This window comes from Streptomyces sp. NBC_01429 (assembly GCF_036231945.1).
Taxonomy (GTDB): Bacteria; Actinomycetota; Actinomycetes; order Streptomycetales; family Streptomycetaceae; genus Streptomyces.
Genome location: NZ_CP109599.1, coordinates 1,314,256 through 1,336,417 on the forward strand (window position 1 = coordinate 1,314,256; position 22,162 = coordinate 1,336,417).

At 71.4% G+C, this 22,162-nt stretch carries 19 protein-coding genes and 1 pseudogene; 14 read left to right on the top strand and 6 right to left on the bottom strand.

The genetic code is table 11. The features are described 5' to 3' along the window. Positions 1–314: 314 nt before the first annotated feature. Positions 315–752 (bottom strand): annotated as a pseudogene (locus OG627_RS05440) (SRPBCC family protein); the annotation flags it as partial. A 138-nt stretch (positions 753–890) separates the two neighbouring features. Here OG627_RS05440 and OG627_RS05445 point away from each other — a divergent pair. Both OG627_RS05445 and OG627_RS05450 read left to right on the top strand, forming a co-directional pair. Next, complete coding sequence (locus OG627_RS05445; RefSeq protein WP_329061961.1) at positions 891–1,943, top strand: Rv2578c family radical SAM protein; 1,053 nt, start codon at positions 891–893, stop codon at positions 1,941–1,943. Between the two features lie 55 nt (positions 1,944–1,998). Then, the gene (locus OG627_RS05450) at positions 1,999–2,559 is read left to right on the top strand and encodes a GNAT family N-acetyltransferase (RefSeq protein WP_329061963.1); all 561 of its coding nucleotides are present in this window, start codon (positions 1,999–2,001) and stop codon (positions 2,557–2,559) included. Here the strand turns inward: OG627_RS05450 and OG627_RS05455 are convergent. Then, positions 2,508–3,074, bottom strand: a complete 567-nt coding sequence (locus OG627_RS05455) for an adenylosuccinate lyase (RefSeq protein ID WP_329061965.1) — start codon at positions 3,072–3,074, stop codon at positions 2,508–2,510. The two genes, OG627_RS05450 and OG627_RS05455, sit on opposite strands and share 52 nt — an antisense overlap. 395 nt (positions 3,075–3,469) lie before the next feature. Here OG627_RS05455 and OG627_RS05460 point away from each other — a divergent pair, with 395 nt between their 5' ends. The 9 genes from OG627_RS05460 to pssA all read left to right on the top strand — a co-directional run bounded on the left by OG627_RS05460 (position 3,470) and on the right by pssA (position 14,314). Beyond that, positions 3,470–5,209: a 3-hydroxyacyl-CoA dehydrogenase family protein gene (locus OG627_RS05460; protein WP_329072377.1), complete on the top strand. Its 1,740-nt coding sequence runs from the start codon at positions 3,470–3,472 to the stop codon at positions 5,207–5,209. Positions 5,210–5,351: 142 nt separating this feature from the next. Next, positions 5,352–6,164, top strand: coding sequence for a TetR family transcriptional regulator (locus OG627_RS05465; protein ID WP_329061967.1), 813 nt, complete (start codon positions 5,352–5,354; stop codon positions 6,162–6,164). A gap of 392 nt (positions 6,165–6,556) precedes the next feature. Beyond that, positions 6,557–7,897 (top strand): crotonyl-CoA carboxylase/reductase, encoded by a 1,341-nt coding sequence (gene ccrA / locus OG627_RS05470; RefSeq protein ID WP_329061969.1) that lies wholly within the window; start codon positions 6,557–6,559, stop codon positions 7,895–7,897. Next, the gene (locus tag OG627_RS05475; protein WP_329061972.1) at positions 7,894–9,906 is read left to right on the top strand and encodes a protein meaA; all 2,013 of its coding nucleotides are present in this window, start codon (positions 7,894–7,896) and stop codon (positions 9,904–9,906) included. The genes ccrA and OG627_RS05475 overlap by 4 nt, the downstream gene beginning before the upstream one ends. Next, positions 9,903–10,892, top strand: a complete 990-nt coding sequence (locus OG627_RS05480; protein ID WP_329061974.1) for an HpcH/HpaI aldolase/citrate lyase family protein — start codon at positions 9,903–9,905, stop codon at positions 10,890–10,892. The genes OG627_RS05475 and OG627_RS05480 overlap by 4 nt, the downstream gene beginning before the upstream one ends. A 5-nt stretch (positions 10,893–10,897) precedes the next feature. Next, a complete protein-coding gene (locus OG627_RS05485; RefSeq protein WP_329061976.1) occupies positions 10,898–11,434 on the top strand; it encodes a MaoC family dehydratase in 537 nt (178 codons plus the stop codon). Then, on the top strand, positions 11,434–12,639 hold the full coding sequence (locus OG627_RS05490) for an acyl-CoA dehydrogenase family protein (RefSeq protein ID WP_329061977.1): 1,206 nt from the start codon (positions 11,434–11,436) through the stop codon (positions 12,637–12,639). Before OG627_RS05485 ends, OG627_RS05490 begins: the two co-directional genes overlap by 1 nt. A 180-nt stretch (positions 12,640–12,819) precedes the next feature. After that, entirely contained in the window at positions 12,820–13,467 is a 648-nt protein-coding gene (locus tag OG627_RS05495) for a phosphatidylserine decarboxylase (RefSeq protein WP_329061979.1), read from the top strand. Next, the gene (pssA, locus tag OG627_RS05500; protein ID WP_329072379.1) at positions 13,460–14,314 is read left to right on the top strand and encodes a CDP-diacylglycerol--serine O-phosphatidyltransferase; all 855 of its coding nucleotides are present in this window, start codon (positions 13,460–13,462) and stop codon (positions 14,312–14,314) included. The genes OG627_RS05495 and pssA overlap by 8 nt, the downstream gene beginning before the upstream one ends. A gap of 111 nt (positions 14,315–14,425) precedes the next feature. On the opposite strand, the gene OG627_RS05505 is transcribed toward pssA, so the two are convergent. After that, a complete protein-coding gene (locus tag OG627_RS05505) occupies positions 14,426–15,580 on the bottom strand; it encodes a glycerate kinase (RefSeq protein WP_329061981.1) in 1,155 nt (384 codons plus the stop codon). Positions 15,581–15,793: 213 nt separating this feature from the next. On the opposite strand from OG627_RS05505, the gene OG627_RS05510 reads away from it, so the two are divergent. From OG627_RS05510 to OG627_RS05520, 3 genes are all read left to right on the top strand, one after another. Further along, the gene (locus OG627_RS05510) at positions 15,794–16,321 is read left to right on the top strand and encodes an NUDIX hydrolase (protein WP_329072381.1); all 528 of its coding nucleotides are present in this window, start codon (positions 15,794–15,796) and stop codon (positions 16,319–16,321) included. Between the two features lie 63 nt (positions 16,322–16,384). Beyond that, a complete protein-coding gene (locus OG627_RS05515; RefSeq protein WP_329061983.1) occupies positions 16,385–17,638 on the top strand; it encodes a DNA polymerase III subunit beta family protein in 1,254 nt (417 codons plus the stop codon). A 141-nt stretch (positions 17,639–17,779) separates the two neighbouring features. Further along, positions 17,780–19,090 carry a hypothetical protein gene (locus OG627_RS05520; RefSeq protein ID WP_329061985.1) on the top strand — a complete coding sequence of 437 codons (1,311 nt, stop codon included), beginning with the start codon at positions 17,780–17,782 and terminating at the stop codon, positions 19,088–19,090. Here OG627_RS05520 and OG627_RS05525 read toward each other — a convergent pair. From OG627_RS05525 to OG627_RS05535, 3 genes are all read right to left on the bottom strand, one after another. Continuing rightward, positions 19,005–19,700, bottom strand: coding sequence for a TMEM175 family protein (locus OG627_RS05525; protein WP_329061987.1), 696 nt, complete (start codon positions 19,698–19,700; stop codon positions 19,005–19,007). The genes OG627_RS05520 and OG627_RS05525 overlap by 86 nt on opposite strands. Before the next feature lie 183 nt (positions 19,701–19,883). Then, positions 19,884–20,417: a methylated-DNA--[protein]-cysteine S-methyltransferase gene (locus OG627_RS05530; protein ID WP_329061990.1), complete on the bottom strand. Its 534-nt coding sequence runs from the start codon at positions 20,415–20,417 to the stop codon at positions 19,884–19,886. A 43-nt stretch (positions 20,418–20,460) separates the two neighbouring features. Continuing rightward, entirely contained in the window at positions 20,461–21,945 is a 1,485-nt protein-coding gene (locus OG627_RS05535; protein WP_329072383.1) for an AlkA N-terminal domain-containing protein, read from the bottom strand. Between the last annotated feature and the right edge of the window lie 217 nt (positions 21,946–22,162).

The following is a 22,162-nucleotide window of genomic DNA, read 5'->3' on the forward strand; positions in this document are numbered from 1 at the left end:
CCCTCGTCACACCTGCGCGGCGTCATTGTTCACATCGCGCGCCGAGCGGGAGCAAGCGGGATTATCCGCCCCGAAGGGGGCTGTGACGAGGGGAAGTTGGCCGGGGACCGGCGGCGCCGAGGCGCTCATCAGCGGCTTTCCCGCGGCGTGTCGCACGGGCGACGCGCGACGGCACGGTCACGACGCCGCGGGGAAGACCACTCGAATCGGTGACTCCGGCAACGATCTGCCGGAGCGGGTGGCTATGCCTCGGGCGTCTCGGGCCTGGTCCCGGGCTCGGTCCCGGCGGCCTCGGCCCCGGTCCCGGCCTTGCCTTCGGTCTCGGTGGCGAGCTTCCCGAGCACCTCGTCGTAGATGCGGCCAAGACCCTTGGGGGCGAAGGTCCGCTCGAAGAAGCCGCCGATGCCGCTCGCGCCGTCCCAGACCGTGGTGACGACGGCCTTCGAACGGCCCTCACCGGCCGGAGTGACGATCCAGGTGGTCACCATCGAGGAGTTGCGGTCCTTCTCGACCAGCTGACCGTCGGTCGGCTCGGTCACCTCCAGCAGGCAGTCCCGGACGCGCTTGCTGGTGGCCTGGAGCTTCCAGTGGACGAGGGTGCCCTCACCGTCGCCGCCCTCCCGCACCTCGTACTCGCTGAACTGGCCCGGCAGAAGCTTCGCGCGGGTGTTCTCGTAGTCGGCCAGAGCATCGAACACCGTCTCCGGGTCCGCCGCGATGATTCGCTCCGTCGTGGCCTCGACCTGCGCCATGGATCTTCCTCCAGCACTCGGTATTTCGGTGGGGTGCGGCCACCCAACCACCCTCCGGCACGCCCGCCCAAATCCGGGTCCCGGCGATCAAGGGAACAAATGTTCTATTCTGTGGCCAGTGCTACAGAGGAGGCCCCCATGCGCTGGGACAATCTGGTCGAGAACGCCTCGACGAACGGGCCGACCGGGGACATCGCGCTCTTCCGTACGGACGCGGTGACCACCCGCACCTTCGACACACCCGAATTCCGCGGCATCACCTTCCACGAGGTCCGCGCCCGTTCGATCGTGAACCGGGTGCCGGGCGCGTCCCGCATGCCGTTCGAATGGACGGTGAACCCGTACCGGGGCTGCACCCACGCCTGCGTCTACTGCTTCGCCCGCAGGACGCACAGCTATCTGGACCTCGACACCGGGCTGGACTTCGACTCGCAGATCGTCGTCAAGATCAACGCCCCGGAGCTGCTGCGCGACCGGCTGGCCTCCCCGCAGTGGCAGGGGGCGCACATCGCCATGGGCACGAACGTCGACTGCTACCAGCGGGCCGAGGGCCGCTACCGGCTGATGCCGGGCATCATCTCGGCGCTGCGCGACCGGGCCAACCCCTTCTCCATCCTGACCAAGGGCACGCTGATCCTGCGCGACCTGGAACTGCTGCGCCAGGCCGCCGACGTCACCGAGGTGGGCGTCTCGGTGTCGGTCGGCTTCACCGACCGGGAGCTGTGGCGCACGGTCGAGCCGGGCACGCCCTCCCCCGAGCGCCGCCTCGACGTCGTACGCGCCATGACGGCCAACGGCATCGACTGCGCGGTACTGATGGCACCGGTCATCCCGTTCCTCGGCGACAGCCCCGACCAACTGCGCGCCACGGTACGGGCGATCGCGGCCGCCGGCGCCACCTCCGTCACCCCGCTGGCACTCCACCTGCGGCCCGGCGCGCGCGAGTGGTTCATGACCTGGCTGAACCGGCACCATCCGGGCCTGGTGGACCGGTACGAGCGGCTGTACGCGGACGGGGCGTACGCGCCGACCTCCTACCAGCGCCGGATCACCCGGCAGGTGCACGAACTGGCCGACGAGTACGGAATAGGCCCCGCGGGCCGAGGCGCGGCCCGCCGCATCCCACCGCCCCCGGCCCTGGCCCCGACCCCGGAGCAGCCACCAGGGGCCACCCAGCTCACGCTGCTGTGAGGCGGGCGGCGAAATCCCTTGGCCCGTCGCCAGGGGCGTCGGGGAGGATGCCCGCATGACCGAACCCACGCGTCCGCACATCCGGGAGATGACCGCCGACGACTGTCCGGCGGTCGCCGAGGTGCGGGTGCGCGGCTGGCAGCACGCGTATGCCGGGGTCGTGCCGCGGACGTATCTGGACGCGATGAGCGTCGAGGAGGAGACGGCGGTACGCCGCGAGCAGTTCGGCGAAGGCGCGGGACGGGCCGTGAATCTCGTGGCGGAGCGCGACGGACGGGTGGTCGGGTGGGGGTGTCTGGGCCCGGGGCGCGACGAGGACGCGCCGGCCGGAGCGGCCGAGTTGTACACGCTCTACGTGCTGCCCGCGTACCTGTCCACCGGGGTCGGCCGGGCGCTGATGGCCGCGTTGACGGCCCGCGCCGAGGCACGGGGAAGCCGGGTGCTGCTGCTCTGGGTGCTCGCGGGCAACGCGCGCGCGAGAGCCTTCTACGCGCGGGACGGGCTCCGGCCGGACGGCGCGGAGGCGTCGTTCGAGATAGCGGGAGTCGCGGTGCGCGAGCTGCGTTACGCGAGACGGCTGAGCGCCTCCTCGGCCGCCGCGCCCAGCCTCGGGTGAGTGCGGGCGGCCTCCAGCACGGCGCGGGCCCGGTCGTCCCCGAGCCGGCCCAAGCCCTCCACGCAGGCGAGCGCCACCCGCCAGTGCGGGTCGTCGGGGGCCAGCAGGCGTTTCAGCGTGGCGGTCAGCGCCGGTACGGACTCGGGGGCGCGCAGTTCGGTGAGCAGCCGTACGGGGTGCAGCGCGTAGGCCGTCCGCAGCGCGTTGGTCGCGAGCGCGGCGGCGGCCCGGGGCGTGCGCGCGTCGCCGAGCCTGGCCAGGGCGTACGAGGCGCTGACGCAGCGCTCGGGGTCGCGGTGGTTGAGGAGCAGCACCAACGCCTCGAAGGACCGGCGGTCCCCGGCGCAGCCGAGCCGGAAGGCGGCCGTCTCCCGTGCCCACAGGGGCTGTTGGGGCGCGGTGAGGACCTCGGCCAGTTCTTCCGTGTCCTCCGTGGCGAGCAGCCGTTCGCACGTGGCGGAGCCGCCGGACTCGCCTCGCACCCGGTCCGCGAGTGAGCGGAAGTCCTCATCCATACGGGTCAGCGTATCGACTCCGGTGACGGTGACGCACCACACAGTGACCGGGCACCCGCCCACCCCTGGCGCGCTCGTTACTCGTCGGTTAACCTCAGATGAGCGGATGAACTCCGCGGCTTCGACGGCCTGGTGACGCAGCCGTCGCAAGTCCCGCCGCTGTCGGTTCAGCGGCACTCACGTGTACGGCGCGACCCCGGGACAGGGTCCGCCGCAGCCCCACGACTTCCCTCACCCGCGCCGCCGTTCGCGCGCGCCCTCAGCCGTCACTCATCCCCTGGAGTCCCCCGATGGACATCCGTACGGACACTTCTCCCGGCGCCGACAACGGCACCAGCACCAGCACCGACACCGACACCCCGCTCTCGCCCGTCGCCGTCGTCGGCCTCGGCACGATGGGGACCGGCATCGCCGAGCTTCTCGCCCTCTCCGGCCGCGAGGTCATCGGCATCGATCCCGACCCGGCCGCCGCCGCGCGGGCCGTGCGCGCGTTGGAAGAATCCACCGCGCGGGCGGTGGCGCGCGGGCGGCTCGGCGCGGCGCGGCGGCTGACCGCGCTCGCCCGCTTCCGTACCTTCTCCGGCCTGCGGGCCGCCGCCGACGCCCGGTTGGTGATCGAGGTCGTGCCGGAGGAGTACGAGACCAAGCGCCGGGTGCTGAGCGAGCTGGACGGGATCGTCGGCCCCACCGCGATCCTCGCGACCGGCACGAACGCGCTGTCCGTGACCCGGCTGGCCGCCGGCTCGGCGCACCCCGAGCGGGTGCTCGGCCTGCACTTCTTCCACCCCGCCCCGGCGATGCGGCTGGTGGAGGTGGTGTCGTCGGTGCTGACCTCGCCGCGGGCCGTCGCGGCCGTCACCGCGCTCGCCCGCGCGCTGGGCAAGGAGCCGGTGGCCGTGGGCGACCGGCCCGGATTCGTCGCGGACGGGCTGCTGTTCGGCTATCTCAACCGGGCGGCGGCGATGTACGAGGCCGGGTACGCCTCGCGCGCCGACATCGACGCGGCGATGCGGCTGGGGTGCGGGCTGCCGATGGGGCCGCTCGCGCTGCTTGACCTGATCGGGATCGACACCGCCCGTACCGTGCTCGACGCCCTGTACGCCGCTTCGCACGACCGGCTGCACGCGCCCGCGCCGGTGCTCAGGCAGCTCGCCGACGCCGGGCTGACGGGCCGTAAGGCCGGGCGCGGCTTCTACACGTACGAGGCGCCGGGCGGCGCCGCGCCGGTGCCGGACGCGCTCACCCCGTCGCCCGCCGCGTGGACCGCCCCGGCGCGGCCCGTCGCCTCGGTCGGCGTCGTGGGCTCCGGCACGATGGCGAGCGGCATCGCCGAGGTGTTCGCGACGGCGGGGTACGACGTGGTGCTCGCCGCCCGTACCCAGGAGCGGGCGATGGCGGCCAGGGCCCGGGTCGCCGCGTCCCTGGACCGCTCGGTGGCGAAGGGGCGGCTGACCCCGGAGGTCCGCGTCGCGTCCCTGGCGCGGATCACCCCGGCCGGATCGCTCGACGCGCTCGGCACGGTGGATCTCGCCGTCGAGGCGGTGGCCGAGGACCTGGAGGTCAAGCGGCAGCTGTTCGCCGCGCTCGAAACGGTGTGCGCGCCCGGCGCGGTGCTGGCCACCACGACCTCCTCGCTGCCGGTGGTGGCCTGCGCCCGCGCGACCTCCCGCCCGCAGGACGTCCTCGGCATGCACTTCTTCAACCCGGCGCCGGCGATGCGGCTGGTGGAGGTGGTCCGTACGGTGCTGACCTGCGACAGCGCCCACGCCACCGTCCGCGAGGTGAGCGCGGCGGTCGGCAAGCACCCGGTCGACTGCGGCGACCGCGCCGGATTCATCGTCAACGCGCTGCTGTTCCCGTACCTCAACAACGCCGTCAAGCTGGTCGGGGAGCACTACGCGACGATGGACGACATCGACGCGGCGATGAAGCTCGGCGGCGGCTATCCGATGGGCCCCTTCGAACTGCTCGACGTCGTCGGCCTCGACGTCTCGCTCGCCATCGAGCGCGGTCTGCACCAGGAGTTCCGCGACCCCTCGCTGGCGCCCGCGCCGCTGCTGGAGCAACTGGTGGCGGCGGGGTGCCTGGGGCGCAAGACGGGACGCGGCTTCCGTGAGTACGCCGAGCGCCGCTGAGCAGGGCGCCGACCGGGGCGGGGCGAAGGGCCCTGAGCAGGGCGAAAGACAGGACGGAGGGGGAGGCGGCGGGGCCGGCGAGGGGGCCGACGGGCCGCCCCCTCGGGCGCGCCCCGCGGCGCCGATGCAGTACGTTCACCTCATGTCCCAGCCCGCCAGGTCCGCCCGTTCCAGCAGCAAGTCCGACGTTCCCGAGAGCGCCGCGGGCACCCGCGCCGCCGCTCAGCGGCTCAAGATGCGCCGCGAACTGGCGGCGGCGGCGATGGAACTGTTCGCGACCAAGGGGTACGAGGCGACGACGGTCGACGAGATCGCCGCCGCGGCCGGGGTCGCCCGCCGGACCTTCTTCCGGCACTTCCGCTCCAAGGAAGAGGCGATCTTCCCGGACCACGACGACACGCTGGTACGGGCGGAGGCGGTGCTCAACGCCGCCCCCGCGCACGAGCACCCGCTGGACACGGTCTGCCGGGGCATCAAGGAAGTCATGCGGATGTACGCGGGCTCCCCCGCCGTCTCCGTGGCGCGCTACAAGCTCACCCGCGAGGTGCCCACGCTGCGGGAGGCGGAGATCGCCTCGGTGGCCCGCTACGAACGGCTGTTCACCCGCTATCTGCTGGGCCACTTCGACGAGCGCGACCACACCGACGGCAACGACGACCCGCTGCTGGCGGAGGTGGCCGCGTCCGCCGTCGTCACCGCGCACAACCATGTGCTGCGTCGCTGGCTGCGGGCCGACGGCCAGGGTGACGTCGAGACACAGCTCGACCACGCCTTCGCGATCGTCCGCGAGACCTTCGGCAGCGGTATCGGCGCGGGCCGCACTATGGGCGAGACGCCCCGCCGCCCGGCGGCCACGGCGCGCACCAGCGGGGACGTGGTGGTGGCGGTGGCCCACACCGACGCCCCGCTGGACGAGGTCATGCGCACCATCAAGCAGGCGCTCAAGAACGCCTGATCCGCCACCCTCCGCAGTCATGCGGCCACCCGAAGTGATATTCACGGCACTTCGGGCGGTAGACATTGCTCATGCGTGCCACCCCTTCGACAATTGAGACAGATTCTTGGCACCCAGTGCCTTGTCACCTGTCACGGCGTGCCATACGTTGATGTTGTCCGGCTGTTCCCGCAAGCCTTCTCGCTTGTGCGCCCGGACGCCTGCGTCACAGGCACCCGCGCGCCCACCAGGCGCCACCGATCAGCGCGATCAGCACCACGCGATCAACACCACGTGATCAGCACCGTCCGCCGAACCGACGGCACACCTCCACCCCGTCAGCCGGGCACTCAGCCACCCGCCCGCGCGCCCTCAGCCGTACTCGCACCCTCAGCTTCGCCGGAGGCCATACCGTGAAGGAAATCCTGGAGGCGATCCAGTCGCCGGACAGTACGTCCGCCGACTTCGCCGCGCTGACCGTCCCCGATTCGTACCGTGCGGTGACCGTGCACAAGGACGAGACGGAGATGTTCGCGGAGCTGCCCAGCGGGGAGAAGGACCCCCGCGCCTCGCTCCATCTCGACGAGGTGCCGGTGCCCCCGCTCGGCCCCGGCGAAGCCCTCGTGGCCGTCATGGCCAGCTCGGTGAATTACAACTCCGTGTGGACCTCGGTCTTCGAGCCGCTGCCGACCTTCGCCTTCCTGGAGCGGTACGGCAAGCTGAGCGAGCTGGCGCGGCGGCACGATCTGCCGTACCACGTCATCGGCTCGGACCTCGCCGGAGTCGTCCTGCGCACCGGTCCCGGGGTCAACTCCTGGCGGCCGGGCGACGAGGTGGTGGCGCACTGCCTGTCCGTCGAGCTGGAGTCGTCCGACGGACACAACGACACGATGCTCGACCCCGAGCAGCGGATCTGGGGCTTCGAGACCAACTTCGGCGGCCTCGCGGAACTCGCCCTGGTGAAGTCCAACCAGCTGATGCCCAAGCCCCAGCATCTGAGCTGGGAGGAGGCGGCGGCGCCCGGTCTGGTCAACTCGACCGCGTACCGCCAGCTGGTGTCGCGCAACGGCGCCGGCATGAAGCAGGGGGACAACGTCCTGATCTGGGGCGCGAGCGGCGGACTGGGCTCGTACGCGACGCAGTTCGCGCTCGCGGGCGGCGCGAACCCGGTGTGTGTGGTCTCCAGCGACCGCAAGGCGGAGATCTGCCGCCGGATGGGCGCCGAGGCGATCATCGACCGCACCGCCGAGGACTACCGGTTCTGGAAGGACGAGCACCACCAGGACCCGCGCGAGTGGAAGCGCTTCGGCAAGCACATCCGCGAGCTGACGGGCGGTGAGGACGTGGACATCGTCTTCGAACACCCGGGACGCGAGACCTTCGGCGCCAGTGTGTACGTCACCCGCAAGGGCGGCACGATCGTCACCTGCGCCTCCACCTCCGGCTACACCCACGAGTACGACAACCGCTATCTGTGGATGTCGCTCAAGCGCATCATCGGGTCGCACTTCGCCAACTACCGGGAGGCGTGGGAGGCGAACCGGCTGGTCGCCAAGGGCAGGATCCATCCGACGCTGTCGAAGGTGTACGCGCTGGAGGACACCGGCCAGGCCGCGTACGACGTGCACCGCAACCTCCACCAGGGCAAGGTCGGGGTGCTGGCGCTGGCGCCGCGCGAGGGGCTGGGGGTACGGGACGAGGAGCTGCGCGCCCGGCATCTCGACGCGATCAACCTCTTCAGGAGCGCGACGTGACCGATCGCCAGAAGGACCGCCCCTGGCTCATGCGGACGTACGCCGGTCACTCCACCGCCGAGGCGTCCAACGAGCTGTACCGCCGCAACCTCGCCAAGGGACAGACCGGGCTCTCCGTCGCGTTCGACCTGCCCACCCAGACCGGCTACGACCCGGACCACGTCCTCGCGCGCGGCGAGGTCGGCCGGGTCGGGGTGCCGGTCTCGCACCTGGGCGACATGCGGCGGCTGTTCCAGGACATCCCGCTGGAGCGCACCAACACCTCGATGACCATCAACGCCACCGCCATGTGGCTGCTGGCGCTCTATCAGGTGGTCGCGGAGGAGCAGGGCGCGGACATCACCAGGCTCCAGGGGACGACGCAGAACGACATCGTGAAGGAGTACCTCTCACGCGGTACCCATGTCTTCCCGCCGGTGCCGAGCCTGCGGCTGACCACGGACATGATCACCTACACGGTCGCCCACATCCCCAAGTGGAACCCCATCAACATCTGCAGCTACCACCTCCAGGAGGCGGGAGCGACCCCCGTCCAGGAGATCGCGTACGCGATGTCCACCGCGGTCGCCGTGCTCGACGCGGTGTTCGCGTCCGGGCGGATCCCCGAGGAGCGCAGGGGCGAGGTCGTCGCGCGGATCTCCTTCTTCGTCAACGCCGGCGTGCGGTTCGTCGAGGAGATGTGCAAGATGCGCGCCTTCTCCCGCATCTGGGACCGGATCACCCGGGAGCGGTACGGGATCGAGAACGCCAAGCAGCGCCGTTTCCGCTACGGCGTCCAGGTCAACTCGCTCGGGCTGACCGAGGCGCAGCCGGAGAACAACGTCCAGCGCATCGTGCTGGAGATGCTCGCCGTGACGCTCTCCAAGGACGCCCGCGCCCGCGCGGTGCAGCTGCCCGCCTGGAACGAGGCGCTGGGGCTGCCCCGGCCCTGGGACCAGCAGTGGTCGCTGCGCATCCAGCAGGTGCTGGCACACGAGAGCGATCTGCTGGAGTACGCGGACCTCTTCGAGGGCTCACTTGTCGTCGAGGCGAAGGTGGCGGCCCTGGTCACCGAGGCGTTCGAGGAGATCGGCCGGATCGAGGAGATGGGCGGCGTGATGGCGGCCGTCGAGTCCGGCTATCTCAAGTCGCGGCTGGTCTCCGCGCACGCCGAGCGCCGGGCCAGGATCGAGTCCGGCGAGGAGAAGGTCGTCGGTGTCAACTGCTACGAGTCGACCGAGCCCAACCCGCTGACCGCCGATCTCGACACCGCGATCATGACGGTCGACCCGGCCAACGAGGCCCGGGTGGTGGCCGCCCTGCACGACTGGCGCGACGCCCGCAACGAGTCCCGGGCCGCCGACGCGCTGTCCGCGCTGAAGCGGACGGCCGCGGGCACCGGCAATCTGATGGCCGCCACCGTGGAGTGCGCGCGGGCCGGGGTGACGACCGGCGAGTGGTCCTGGGCGCTGCGCGACGTGTTCGGCGAGTTCCGCGCCCCGACGGGCGTGGGCGGCGCACCGGTCGCGGTGGCCGCAGGGGCGGGCACCCCGCTGGCGGCCGTACGGGAGAAGGTGTCCCGTACGGCGGCGGAGCTGAACACGGGACGGCTGCGGTTACTGGTCGGCAAGCCGGGACTCGACGGACACTCCAACGGCGCCGAGCAGATCGCGGTGCGCGCCAGGGACGCCGGCTTCGAGGTGGTCTACCAGGGCATCAGGCTGACGCCGGAACAGATCGTCGGCGCGGCGCTGGCCGAGGACGTGCACTGCGTGGGGCTGTCGATCCTGTCGGGCTCGCACACCGCCCTGGTGCCCGATGTGCTCGTACGGCTGCGCGAGGCGGGCGCGGGCGATCTGCCGGTGATCGTCGGCGGGATCATCCCGAGCGCGGACGCGGCGCTGCTCCGGGCGGCCGGAGTCGCCGCCGTCTTCACCCCGAAGGACTTCGGGATCACCGAGATCATCGGTCGTATCGTCGACGAGATCCGTAAAGCGAACAAGCTCGACCCCTTGGAGGTTCCCGCATGACCCCGCCCACCACCACCACGCCCGTCACCACGGCCGGCCGGCTCCGGCCGCGCCGATCCTGCCTGGCCGTGCCGGGTTCGAGTCCGCGATTCCTGGAGAAGGCCCAGGGGCTCCCGGCCGACCAGGTCTTCCTGGACCTGGAGGACGCCTGCGCGCCGCTGGCCAAGCCGGACGCCCGGCACACCATCGTCAAGGCGCTCAACGAGGGCGACTGGACGGGCAAGACCCGGGTGGTGCGGGTCAACGACTGGACGACCGAGTGGACCTACCGCGATGTGATCACGGTCGTGGAGGGCGCCGGACCGAATCTGGACTGCGTCATGCTGCCCAAGGTGCAGGACGCGCGGCAGATCGTGGCGCTGGACCTGCTGCTCACCCAGATCGAGAAGACGATGGGCTTCGAGGTGGGCCGGATCGGCATCGAGGCACAGATCGAGAACGCCAAGGGGCTGGTGAACGTGGACGCGATCGCCGCCGCCTCACCACGCACCGAGACGATCATCTTCGGCCCGGCGGACTTCATGGCCTCCGTCAACATGCGCACCCTGGTGGTGGGCGAGCAGCCGCCGGGCTATCCCGCGGACGCCTACCACTACATCCTGATGAAGCTGCTGATGGCGGCCCGCACCCATGACCTCCAGGTCATCGACGGCCCCTATCTCCAGATCAGGAACGTGGACGGCTTCCGCGAGGTGGCCGGCCGCGCCGCCGCGCTCGGCTACGACGGCAAGTGGGTGCTGCACCCGGGTCAGATCGAGGCGGCCAACGAGGTCTTCTCGCCCTCGCAGGAGGACTACGACCACGCCGAGCTGATCCTCGACGCGTACGACTTCCACACCTCGGACGCCGGTGGCCGGAAGGGCTCGGCAATGCTCGGGGACGAGATGATCGACGAGGCGAGCCGGAAGATGGCGCTGGTGATCGCCGGCAAGGGCCGGGCCGCCGGGCTGTCCCGTACCTCCTCGTTCGAAGCGCCGGAGGGGTGAGCCCGATGCGGTTCGGACGCACCTTTGAGGAGTTCGAGGTCGGCGACGTCTACAAGCACTGGCCCGGCAAGACGGTCACGGAGTACGACGACCATCTCTTCTGTCTGCTCACCATGAACCACCACCCGCTGCATCTGGACGCCCACTACGCGGAGGGGTCGACGGATTTCGGAAAGAACGTCGTCGTGGGCAACTACGTCTACTCGCTGCTGCTGGGAATGTCGGTGCCGGACGTCTCCGGCAAGGCCATCGCCAATCTGGAGGTGGAGTCGCTGCGGCATGTCGCGCCGACCTTCCACGGCGACACGCTCTACGGCGAGACGACGGTCCTGGACAAGACGCCGTCGAAGTCGAAGAGCGACCGCGGAATCGTCCAGGTGGAGACCCGGGGCTATACGCAGGACGGCACCGTGGTGTGTGTGTTCCGCCGCAAGGTAATGGTCCCCACCGAGTCCTGCGTGAAGGAGCGCGGCGGAGAACAGCCCGGCCGCCCGCAACCGAAATCCGCGCCGAAGTCCGCGCCGACGCCACGGGAGAAGTGATGAGCCGACTCGCGCAGACCGCGGGGCTGACCGATATTCAGCGGGAGATCCTGTCGACCGTAAGGGACTTTGTCGACAAGGAGATCCTTCCGGTCGCCACCGAACTGGAACACCGCGACGAATATCCGACGAGGATTGTCGAGGGTCTGCGGGAACTCGGACTGTTCGGGCTGATGATCCCGGAGGAATACGGCGGACTCGGTGAGTCCCTGCTCACCTACGCGCTCTGCGTGGAGGAGATCGCGCGCGGCTGGATGTCCGTCTCCGGCATCGTCAACACGCACTTCATCGTGGCGTATCTGCTCAAGCAGTACGGCACCCAGGAGCAGAAGGACACTTTCCTGCCGCGCATGGCGGCCGGCGAGGTGCGCGGCGCCTTCTCGATGTCGGAGCCGGCTCTCGGCTCGGACGTCTCGGCGATCACGTCCAAGGGGACCAGGGACGGGGACTCCTATGTACTGACCGGCCAGAAGATGTGGCTGACCAACGGCGGTACGTCCCATCTGGTCGCCGTGCTCTGCCGGAGCGACGAGGGCCATCCGGAGGGGACGGCCCGGCACAAGTCGATGACGACGTTCCTGGTGGAGAAGGAGCCCGGCTTCGGCGAGGTACGGCCCGGCCTCACCATCCCCGGGAAGATCGACAAGATGGGATACAAGGGCGTCGACACCACCGAGCTGGTGATGGACGGACTTCGCATTCCGGCCAATCGGGTACTCGGCGGCACCACCGGTCGAGGGTTTTACCAAATGATGGACGGTGTCGAGATCGGCCGGGTGAATGTCGCGGCGCGTGGCTGCGGGGTCGCACAGCGCGCCTTCGAACTCGGCGTCTCATATGCCCAGCAACGCCACACATTCGGAAAACCCATCGCCCAGCACCAGGCGATCCAGTTCAAGCTGGCCGAGATGGCTACCAAAGTCGAGGCCGCCCATGCGATGATGGTCAACGCGGCACGCAAAAAGGACTCCGGGGAACGAAACGACCTGGAGGCAGGGATGGCGAAGTACCTCGCCTCCGAATACTGCAAGGAAGTCGTCGAGGACGCCTTCCGTATCCACGGCGGTTACGGCTTCTCCAAGGAGTACGAGATCGAGCGCCTCTACCGCGAGGCGCCGATGCTGCTGATCGGCGAGGGTACCGCCGAGATCCAGAAAATGATCATCGGCCGCCGACTGCTGGAGGAGTACCGATTCCAGGGATAATTATCGCCTTTGAACCGATTTGACGGCGAAGAAGATCACACCAGATCGACGTGTGCCGCACGCTTCAAGCCGCTCGACTCGGGTGCTGGCTTGCTCAGTTGCGGCTCACAACCAGTACCATCGCTGGAAAGCCGCCGTCCCCCGTTGCCAGCGCGGCATCATCCGCTACGAAGGTCATCCATGCCCCACAGCCAAACCTCTGCACCCAGCGGCCGGGTCCGCATCGCACGCGGAGCATCGCCGTGGCTCCTGCCGACCGTCGCGACCGCAGCGATCGGCCTGGCCCGTGCCCGCCGCTCCAAGCGTGCGGCAGCCCTCGCCGTGCCCGCCACCGCGCTCGCGGCGGGCATGCTGTGGTTCTTCAGAGACCCGGAGCGCGAGATCACGCAGGGCCGGGTCATCTCCCCGGCCGACGGTGTGGTGCAGAGCATCATGCCGTGGAAGGACGGGCGCACTCGGGTCGCCATCTTCATGAGCCCGCTGAACGTTCATGTCAACCGCGCTCCGCTCGCGGGAACCGTGACCTCCGTGGAGCACATCCCCGGCGGATTCGTTCCGGCGTTCAACAAGGAGAGCGAGAACAACGAGCGCGTTGTCTGGCACTTCGACACCGAGCTGGGCGACATCGAGATGGTGCAGATCGCGGGCGCGGTTGCCCGGCGCATCGTTCCGTATCTGCCCCAGGGGACCAAGGTGGAACAGGGCGAGCGCATCGGCCTGATCCGGTTCGGCTCGCGCGTCGACATCTACCTTCCGGAAGGTGTCGATGTCGCTGTCGAGGTCGGCCAGACCACGACCGCAGGGGTGACTCGAATTGACCGTGATTGATCCCGATACGCAAGCAGGCTGGGTCGCCGAGGCAGAGGCCAAGGCGGATGCCGAAGCCGAGGAGATGCCGCTGTCGCTGAGGCTGTCGATAGCGGACACCCTCACGCTCGGTAACGCCACCTGCGGCTTCATGGCCGTCTACTTCACCACCACCGGCATTCTCATCCCGCACCTCACGGGCAGCGACGAGAGCGGCATGGCGCGGCACTCCGCCGCGACGGCCGTGATCCTGATGCTCGCCGCGGCGATCTTCGACCTGTTCGACGGTCTCGTGGCGCGCAAGCTGCGCAGCTCTCCGATGGGCGCGGAGCTGGACAACCTCTCCGACCTGATCAGCTTCGGTCTCGCCCCGGCCTATTTCGTACTGGTGTACGGAATGGTCGCGGACGACGCGCATCAACGGGTGTCGGCGCTGGCGGCGATCGTGGTGTTGCTCGCCGTCGTGCTCAGGCTGGCCAGATTCTCCTGCGTGACGCTGAAGGACGGCATGTTCCAGGGCATGCCGAGCCCCTTCGGCGCCCTCACGGTCATCTCGATCGTGCTGCTGGAGCTGCCCTTCGTACCGACGCTGCTCGCGATCATCGGCGTGGCATGGCTGATGGTGAGCCGGGTCGAGTACCCGAAGCCGCGCGGTGTGCTCGCGCTGGCGATGCTCAGCTGGATCGTCGCCGCGATGGGGCTGCTGGCGGCCTGGGCGTTCGACGCGCCGGGCGGTCAGCTGCTGCTCCAGACGGGCTGTGCGCTCCAGGTGGTGACGGGCGCGGTGATCCCGCTCTTCGCCACGGCGCGCCGGGTGAACACCTTCCGCGGCAACCGCCGCGAGGCACGGGCGGCGCAGCTGCCGTAGCGGTACGTGGCAACGTGGAAAGGCCCGGGTGCTTCTCGCACCCGGGCCTTTCCGTTGTCCGCTGTCCGCCGACCGCCGCTCGCGGCCTGCTGACCGCGACGGTCCGCTCGCTCAGACCAGGAAGTCGCGCGCGATGTCCGCGGCGAGGCGCTCCAGCAGCGGGCCGGCCTCGGCCATGCACACGGCCGGGTCCGGCTCCAGGTGGCTGAGGGCGTAGGCGCGGCGGATGCCCGCGCGGCCGAGGGCCTCCGGGGGCAGGCTCAGCCGCCCGCAGACCGCGATGACCTCGATGTTCCGGGCGCGGGCCGCCGCCGCGACGCCCGCGGGGGCCTTGCCGTGCAGGGTCTGCTCGTCCAGCGATCCCTCGCCGGTGATGACCAGGGTGGCCCTGGCCAGCGCCGGGGCGAAGCCCAGGACGTCGAGCATGACGTCGATGCCGGGGCGGAAGCGGGCGCCGAGGCCGACCAGCGCGCCGTACCCGATACCGCCCGCCGCGCCCGCGCCGGGCGAGAACGCGAGATGCGCGGCACGGGACCCGAGGGCCGCCTCCAGCACCCCGGCGTAGCGGGCGAGCGCCGCGTCGAGCGTGGCGACGTCCTCGGGGGTGGCGCCCTTCTGCGGTCCGTAGACGGCGGCGGCGCCCTTGGGGCCGGTCAGCGGATTGTCGACATCGCTGGCGAGCACGATGTCCGCGGCGGCGAGACGCGGGTCGAGACCCGAGAGGTCGGCGGTGGCGAGGTCCCGCAGTCCGCCGCCGCCCGGGCCCACGGGCTGTCCGCCGGCGTCCAGGAAGCGGGCGCCGAGCGCGCCGAGCATGCCGGCGCCGCCGTCGGTGGTGGCGCTGCCGCCGACCCCGAAGACGATGGAGCGGGCGCCCGCGTCGAGCGCGGCGCTCAGCAGCTCGCCGGAGCCGTGGGTGGTCGCCGTGAGGGGCGCGAAGACCCCCTTGGGGAGGTGCTGGAGGCCGGACGCCTCCGCCATCTCGATGACGGCCGTGCCGTCGCGCAGCGCGTAGGCCGCCGTCACCTCGTCGCCGAGCGGTCCGGTGACGCGGGCCTCGCGCCGCTCGAAGCCGGCCGCGACCGCGGCGGCGACCGTACCGTCGCCGCCGTCCGCGACGGGCAGCGTCTCGACCGGCACCCCGGGGGCGACCTCGTGGAGCCCCGCCGTGACCCGCTGTGCGACCTCCAGAGCCGTGAGTGAGCCCTTGAACTTGTCCGCCGCGATCAGTACGCGTGCCGAACCGTTTACCGCTCCGTCCGTCACCTTGTATCCCTTGCTTTCGAACAGGTGTCGCGCCGGTCCGACCCTATCCGCACGGCAGGGGTATGCCCATGGTCACCGGCCCGGACCCTCCGGCCGGCACCGCATACCACGAGCCGATATTGGATATTTACGTATGTATGGCGCGCCCCTCCCGCCCGATACTCTTCGCGTGTGACGGACACCGATACCCAGACCCCCGCTCCCGCTACCGCTATCGCCCAGGAATCCGACGCGGCCGCCGCCGAGGCCGCCGATTACGCCGCGTACATCGCCTCGCTCCCCCGTATCCTCGCGGGCGCCGCCGTGCTTCTGCGGGACGGCGCGGGCCGCGTGCTGATCGTCGAGCCCAACTACCGGGAGGGCTGGGCGCTGCCCGGCGGGACCATCGAGTCCGACGACGGCGAGACCCCGCGCGAGGGCGCGCGGCGCGAGACGCTGGAGGAGATCGGCCTCGACATCCGGCCGGGGACGCTGCTGACCGTGGACTGGGTGCAGGGAGAGAGCCGGCCGCCCGTCGCCTCGTACCTCTACGACGGCGGGGTGCTGAGCGAGGAGCGGCTCGCGGCGATCGTTCTCCAGGAGGAGGAACTGCTGTCGTGGCGGCTGGTGGAGCGCGCCGAGGTCCCCGCGTATCTGCCCGGGTCGCTCGGGCGGCGGGTGCTGATCGCGCTCGACGCGCTGGAGTCGGACGGGGGCGCGGGCACGGGCACGGTGGAGCTGGAGAACGGCCACCGCGTCTGACGAAACGGGCCGGTCCCGGCCGGAGTTGACTTTCAGGCGGCGTGAACGTCGAGAATCGCCGCCATGGACAGCACTACGGACAACACTCCCCACGGGACCGACGGCACGGGCGGTACGGGCGGCAGGAGCGGCGCGGACGGTGCGGGCGGTACGGGCGGTACGGCGGGTGGCGCGACGCGCGGCACCCTCGTCGATCTCACCCTCGGCGCACCGCCCGAACTGCTGAGCATCAGCGCCTTCGCCCGGCGCGTCGGTCTCACGCCGAGCGCCCTGCGTTTCTACGACGACTGCCGCGTCCTGCCGCCCGCCCGGGTGGACGCGCTCACCGGCTACCGCTCCTACAGCCCCGACCAGGCGATCCGCGCCAACATGCTGCGGAGCCTGCGGGAGGCCGGACTTCCGCTCGCGGATGTCACGGTCGTCCTCGACGGCGAGGTGGCCGAGGCGCGCGCCGTTCTGGAGCGGCACCGCACCACCGTGCGGGACCGGAGCAGGACGGCCGACGCCGCGATCGCGGCCGTGCTGCGCGCCATGCCGGGCGCGGACTCCCCCGCCCCCGGGGACGACGGGACCCCGACACCCACCCGGGTCCGGCTCGGCGGCGCCGAACTGGCGAGCGCGATACGTCAGGTCGTACCGGCGATCGGCACGGACCCGGGGATCCCGGTCCTCGGCCACGTCCTCGTCGAGATCGACGCGGACGAGGTGCGGCTGGTGGCCACCGACCGCTACCGCATGGCGGTACGGGGGCTGAAGCCGGTGATGACGGTGGAGGGGCCGGAGCGGGCGCTGCTGGTGGCGGCGGAACGGCTGGTGGAGATCGGGGCCTGGGCGGCGCGTTGCGCGGCGGTGACCCTGGAGGCGGGGCCCGACGGTGCCGGGGCGCACGACACGGACGGCACGGACACCCGTGAACTTCCCCTTTTCGAGGGAGAGTTCCCCGCCTATCGCGAGATGCTCGCGGCCCTGACGCCGCATCGGCACCGGGTGATCGTGGACCGGGCGGCCCTGCTGACCGCCGTCGGCGCCCTGGGCGACACCCCGGGCGTCGCGCTGCGGCTCGGTACGGACGAGCTGACCGTCGCGCTGCCCGACGGTTCCGGGGCCACGGATCTGCCGGCCGTCCGCATGGGCGAGCGGCCCCTGCGGATCGGCTTCGATCCCGCCGTACTCGTCGCTGCCCTGGAGACGAGCGTGGGCCCGGACATCCTGCTGGAGATCGCCACCGCCACCGAACCGGTCGTGGTGCGCTCCGCGGACCAGGGCGGCTTCACCACGCTGGTGATGCCCGTCGCCCTGCCGGAGCGGACGGGCTGACGCCGAGGACGAGGAGCGCCTTCCCCGGCGGTGAGTTGATGGACCGTCGGGGGCATGCCGGGCCGTTCACGCCGCGTTGGTCCGCCGTGCACGCGGGAGCGGCATCATCCTGGAGTCCCCCCACGACTCGCGGAGGCCCCGATGCGCACGCGATCCAGCAGACTGAGGAACCGTCAGGCGCGTAACACCCTGGCGTGTCCCACCCGAACGAGTGGCATCCGGGCGCGTGGCCGGGCGGCCGCCGTCCTGCGCGCGTCGGGGGCCGTCGTACCGGCCGTGCTGACCGCGGTGATACTGGCGGGCGGGGGCGGGCCGCGGGCCGTGCCCTCCGATGCCGTCGCCCGCGCCACCGTCGCCCCCGCGACCGCGGCCCCCGTCGCCACCGTACGGAAGCTCCCGCGGCTCCCCGCGTCGGTCGACGGCGGTGCCTGGCGGTCCGGTCATCTCCAGGGCATGGCCGTCGACCGCCGTGCCGGGCACCTGTACTTCTCCTTCACCAACCTGCTGGTCAAGACGGATCTGCGCGGCACCCCGCTCGGCTCCGTCACCGGCTTCACGGGCCACCTCGGCGACCTGGACTTCAACGAGCGGGACGGCAGGGTCTACGGCTCCCTCGAATACAAGGCGGCGAAGGCGTTCTACATCGCCGTCTTCGACGGGGAGCGGATCACCCGGATGGACATGGACGCGGCCTCCACCGGTGTGGTCTCCACCGTCCATCTCGGCGAGGTCGTGCGGGACTACACGGCCGACATGGACGGGAACGGTGTCTTCGACGGTGACACCGCCGACACCCCCGACCACCGCTACGGTTGCAGCGGCATCGACGGGGTGGCCTTCGGCCCGGCCCTGGACGGCGCGGGCGGCGAGCGGCTCACCGTCGCGTACGGGGTCTACGCCAACACCGGCCGCGAGGACAACGACCACCAGGTCCTGCTCCAGTACGACGTACGGCGGTGGAAGAGCTACGAGCGCCCGCTGACCGAGCGGGCGCCGCACACCAGCGGCCCGGCCTCCCCCGACGGCAAGTACTTCGCGTACACCGGCAACACCACCTACGGGGTGCAGAATCTGGAGTACGACCGGCACACCGGCAACTGGCTGCTCGCCGTCTACAAGGGCACCAAAACACACTTCCCCGACTACTCGCTCTTCGTCGTGGACGGCTCGAAGCGTCCCGTCGACGGCGTCGTCCGGGGCCAGCCCGCGCCCGAACGCGGCCGGCTGCTGTCGCTCCTGCCGCAGGGGCTGCACGACGCCGGGTCCGGGGTGTACGGCTGGGAGTCGGCCGGGCAGTACGGGCTGGTCGCGCTCGACGACGGGCTGTACTACGTCGCCGAGGCCGGCACGGTACGGGCCGACGGGGTCACCCTCCAGACCGGCCGTGCGGTCCTGCGCCGCTGGACGGGGAATGTGCCGAATCCCTTCGCCGCCGTCGCAGGCGCGTCATGAACCAGCCGGCCCGGCCGCTGACGAGCAGCAGGGCGATCAGCGCGATCACCCCGTGGCCGGGGAACAGGAAACCGGACGGGACGGCCAGCAGCAACGCGGCGAAGTCGAACCAGAGTTCAAGGCTCTCGGGCCGGGGACCCGGATCCTTGGAGAGCCGGTGGTGGCGCACCACGTAGCGGATCAGCAGCAGCGCTCCGATGGCGACGACATTGACCCCGGCGTAGACGGCGAGCACGATCCCGGCCTGACCGCCGTAGGTACCCAGCAGGTTGGCGACGAACGGCAGCGCGCTCACCGCGAGGAGCAGGATCATCGTGCACCGTACGAGGGCCGGGTGACTGACGCGCACACTGCGCATCTCGGCGTGGTGGCGGCGCCAGTAGACGGAGGTCACGTAGAAGCTCAGCAGAAAGGCCAGGTAGTGCGGGCCCTGCTCGGCCAGCGCGTGGCGCAGCGCGCCCTCGCTCGGGTGGTCGCCCAGCGAGGGCACGCTCAGGTTGAGCGCGAGCAGGGTCATGGCGATCGCGAAGACCGCGTCGGAGAGGCCGAACAGCCGTCCCGTGGCGCGCTCGCCCACGGCTTCGTCGGGCGATGTGCTGAGGGTGCTCATACGTCGCGTCCCTGGAGTGTGCCTGTGCCGTGGGGAGTCAACGTAGAACAACGATCGCGCCGGACGGGCGACCCGGGACGGCGGTTCACGCGCCGGTGTGTCCGGCCGGGGCACTGTTGTGTCCGGCCGGACGCCTGACCGGATCCCCGATCGGATCCGGCCGGACACCGGCGCGGGCCGCGCTCAGAAGAGGGTCGCGGTCTCCGTGGCCTGCGCTCCGGCCGACTCGAAGGCCAGCAGCCGCTGCTTCCGGTCGAGCCCGCCGCCGTATCCGGTGAGGCTGCCGGTCGAACCGATCACCCGGTGGCAGGGGACGATGATGCTGACCGGGTTCTTGCCGTTGGCCAGCCCCACCGCGCGCGAGGCGCCGGGCTTGCCGAGGGCCTCGGCGAGTTCGCCGTAGGAACGGGTCTCGCCGTACGGGATCTTCTTCAGCTCCTCCCAGACCTCGCGCTGGAAGGGGGTGCCCGCCATCCGCAGCGGGAGGTCGAACTCCGTCAGCTCGCCGTCGAAGTAGGCGCCGAGCTGACGCGCGACCTCGGTGAAGGGACCGGGGTCGGGGACGCCGAAGGTCTCCTGGGGCGGACGGTGGCGGTGTTCCGTCATGTAGAGGCCGCTCAGGGCGCCGTCGGTGGCGACGAGCGTCAGCGGGCCGTAGGGGCTGTCGATCACCGTGTGGACGACCTGAGCCGTGTCCACGGTGCGCGGGGTGGTCATGGGGAATCTCCTTACGCGGATACCCGAGGGTGGTGGGGGGTGCTTACGTGGGAAGGCGGTTGATGGCGTGGTCGTCGGTGGCCCACAGGTACTGGACGGCGTACGCGCGCCAGGGCCGCCAGCCCGCCGCGCGCGCGGTGAGCGCGGCGGGGGTGGACGGCAGGCCGAGGCCCTGGGCGGCCCGGCGCATGCCGAGGTCGGTGGGGAGGAAGGCGTCGGGGTCGCCCAGCGCGCGCATCGCGATCACCTCGACCGTCCACGGCCCGAATCCGGGCAGCTCCGCCAGCTGGGCGCGCGCCTGCTCCCAGTCGCTGTCGGGTCCCAGCCGCAGCGAGCCGTCGGCGAGGGCCGCGACGAGCGTGGTGAGGGTGGTGCGCCGGGTGCGGGGCAGGGCCAGGGCCTCCGGATCGAGCGAGGCCAGCGCGGCGGGTGTCGGGAAGAGATGAGTGAGCCCGCCCTCGGGGTCCTCGACCGGCACCCCGTGCGCGGTCACCAGCCGCGCCGCGTGTGTCCGCGCGGCGGCGGTGGAGACCTGCTGGCCCAGTACGGCGCGTACGGCGAACTCGGCGGCGTCGACGGTACGGGGCACCCGCCGCCCCGGGGCCTTGTCGACCAGCGGCGCCAGCCGGGGGTCGGCCCGCAGCTGCTCGTCCACGGCGACGGGGTCGGCGTCCAGGTCGAGCAGGCGGCGGCAGCTGCTGATGGCCAGGGTGAGATCGCGCGGGTCGGTGAGCGAGAGCCGGCAGGCGATGTGGTCGGGGCGCGGGGTGAGCGCGGCGATGCCGTGCCCGTACGGCAGGGTGAGCGTGCGCCGGTAGGCCCCGTCCCGCCACTCCTCGACGCCCGGCACGGCGGTCGCGGCGAGGTGGCCGAAGAGGTTGTCCGGGGTGAGCGGCGCGCGGAACGGCAGGCGCAGCGAGATCACCCCTCGGGTGCCGTCGGCGGCGGAGGCGCGGGGGCCGCGCGCGGCGGCCCGGGTCCGCAGCTCGCTCGGTGCCTGCGCGAAGACCTCACGGACGGTGTCGTTGAACGCGCGGATGGAGGCGAATCCCGCCGCGAAGGCGACGTCGGCCATCGGCAGCGCGGTCGTCTCGATGAGCAGCCGGGCGGTCTGCGCCCGCTGCGCGCGGGCCAGCGCGAGCGGACCGGCGCCCAGCTCGGCGAGCAGCTGGCGCTCGATCTGTCGCGCCGAGTAGCCGAGCCGTCCGGCGAGCCCGGGGACGCCCTCGCGGTCCACGACCCCGTCCTGGATGAGCCGCATGGCGCGGGCGACGGTGTCGGCGCGGGCGTTCCACTCCGGGGATCCGGGGCTGGTGTCGGGCCGGCACCGCTTGCAGGCGCGGAACCCGGCCTGCTGGCAGGCGGCGGCGCTCGGGTAGAACGTCATGTTCTCGGCCTTGGGCGGCACGGCGGGACAGCTGGGCCGGCAGTAGATCCCGGTGGTCAGGACGGCCGTGAAGAACCAGCCGTCGAACCGGGCATCGTTGGATCTGACGGCCCGTACACAGCGTTCGGTGTCGGTGTGCATCGCGGTGCGCATGGCTCCATCATCCAGCACCGGCACCCTCCCGACTGGCGAGAAAACGACATCAGCCTTCGGCCGCCGCGGGCTTCGGCCCCGCGGTCCGGGCAGCGGCGGCTTCCCGTCGGAGCCCCGGTCGACCAGGACCCAGCGGTCGCCGGAAGCCTGTACGAACCCCGCATAGGCGCGTGCCCGCGGGCGGTCCTCGCCCGGCTCCCCCCGG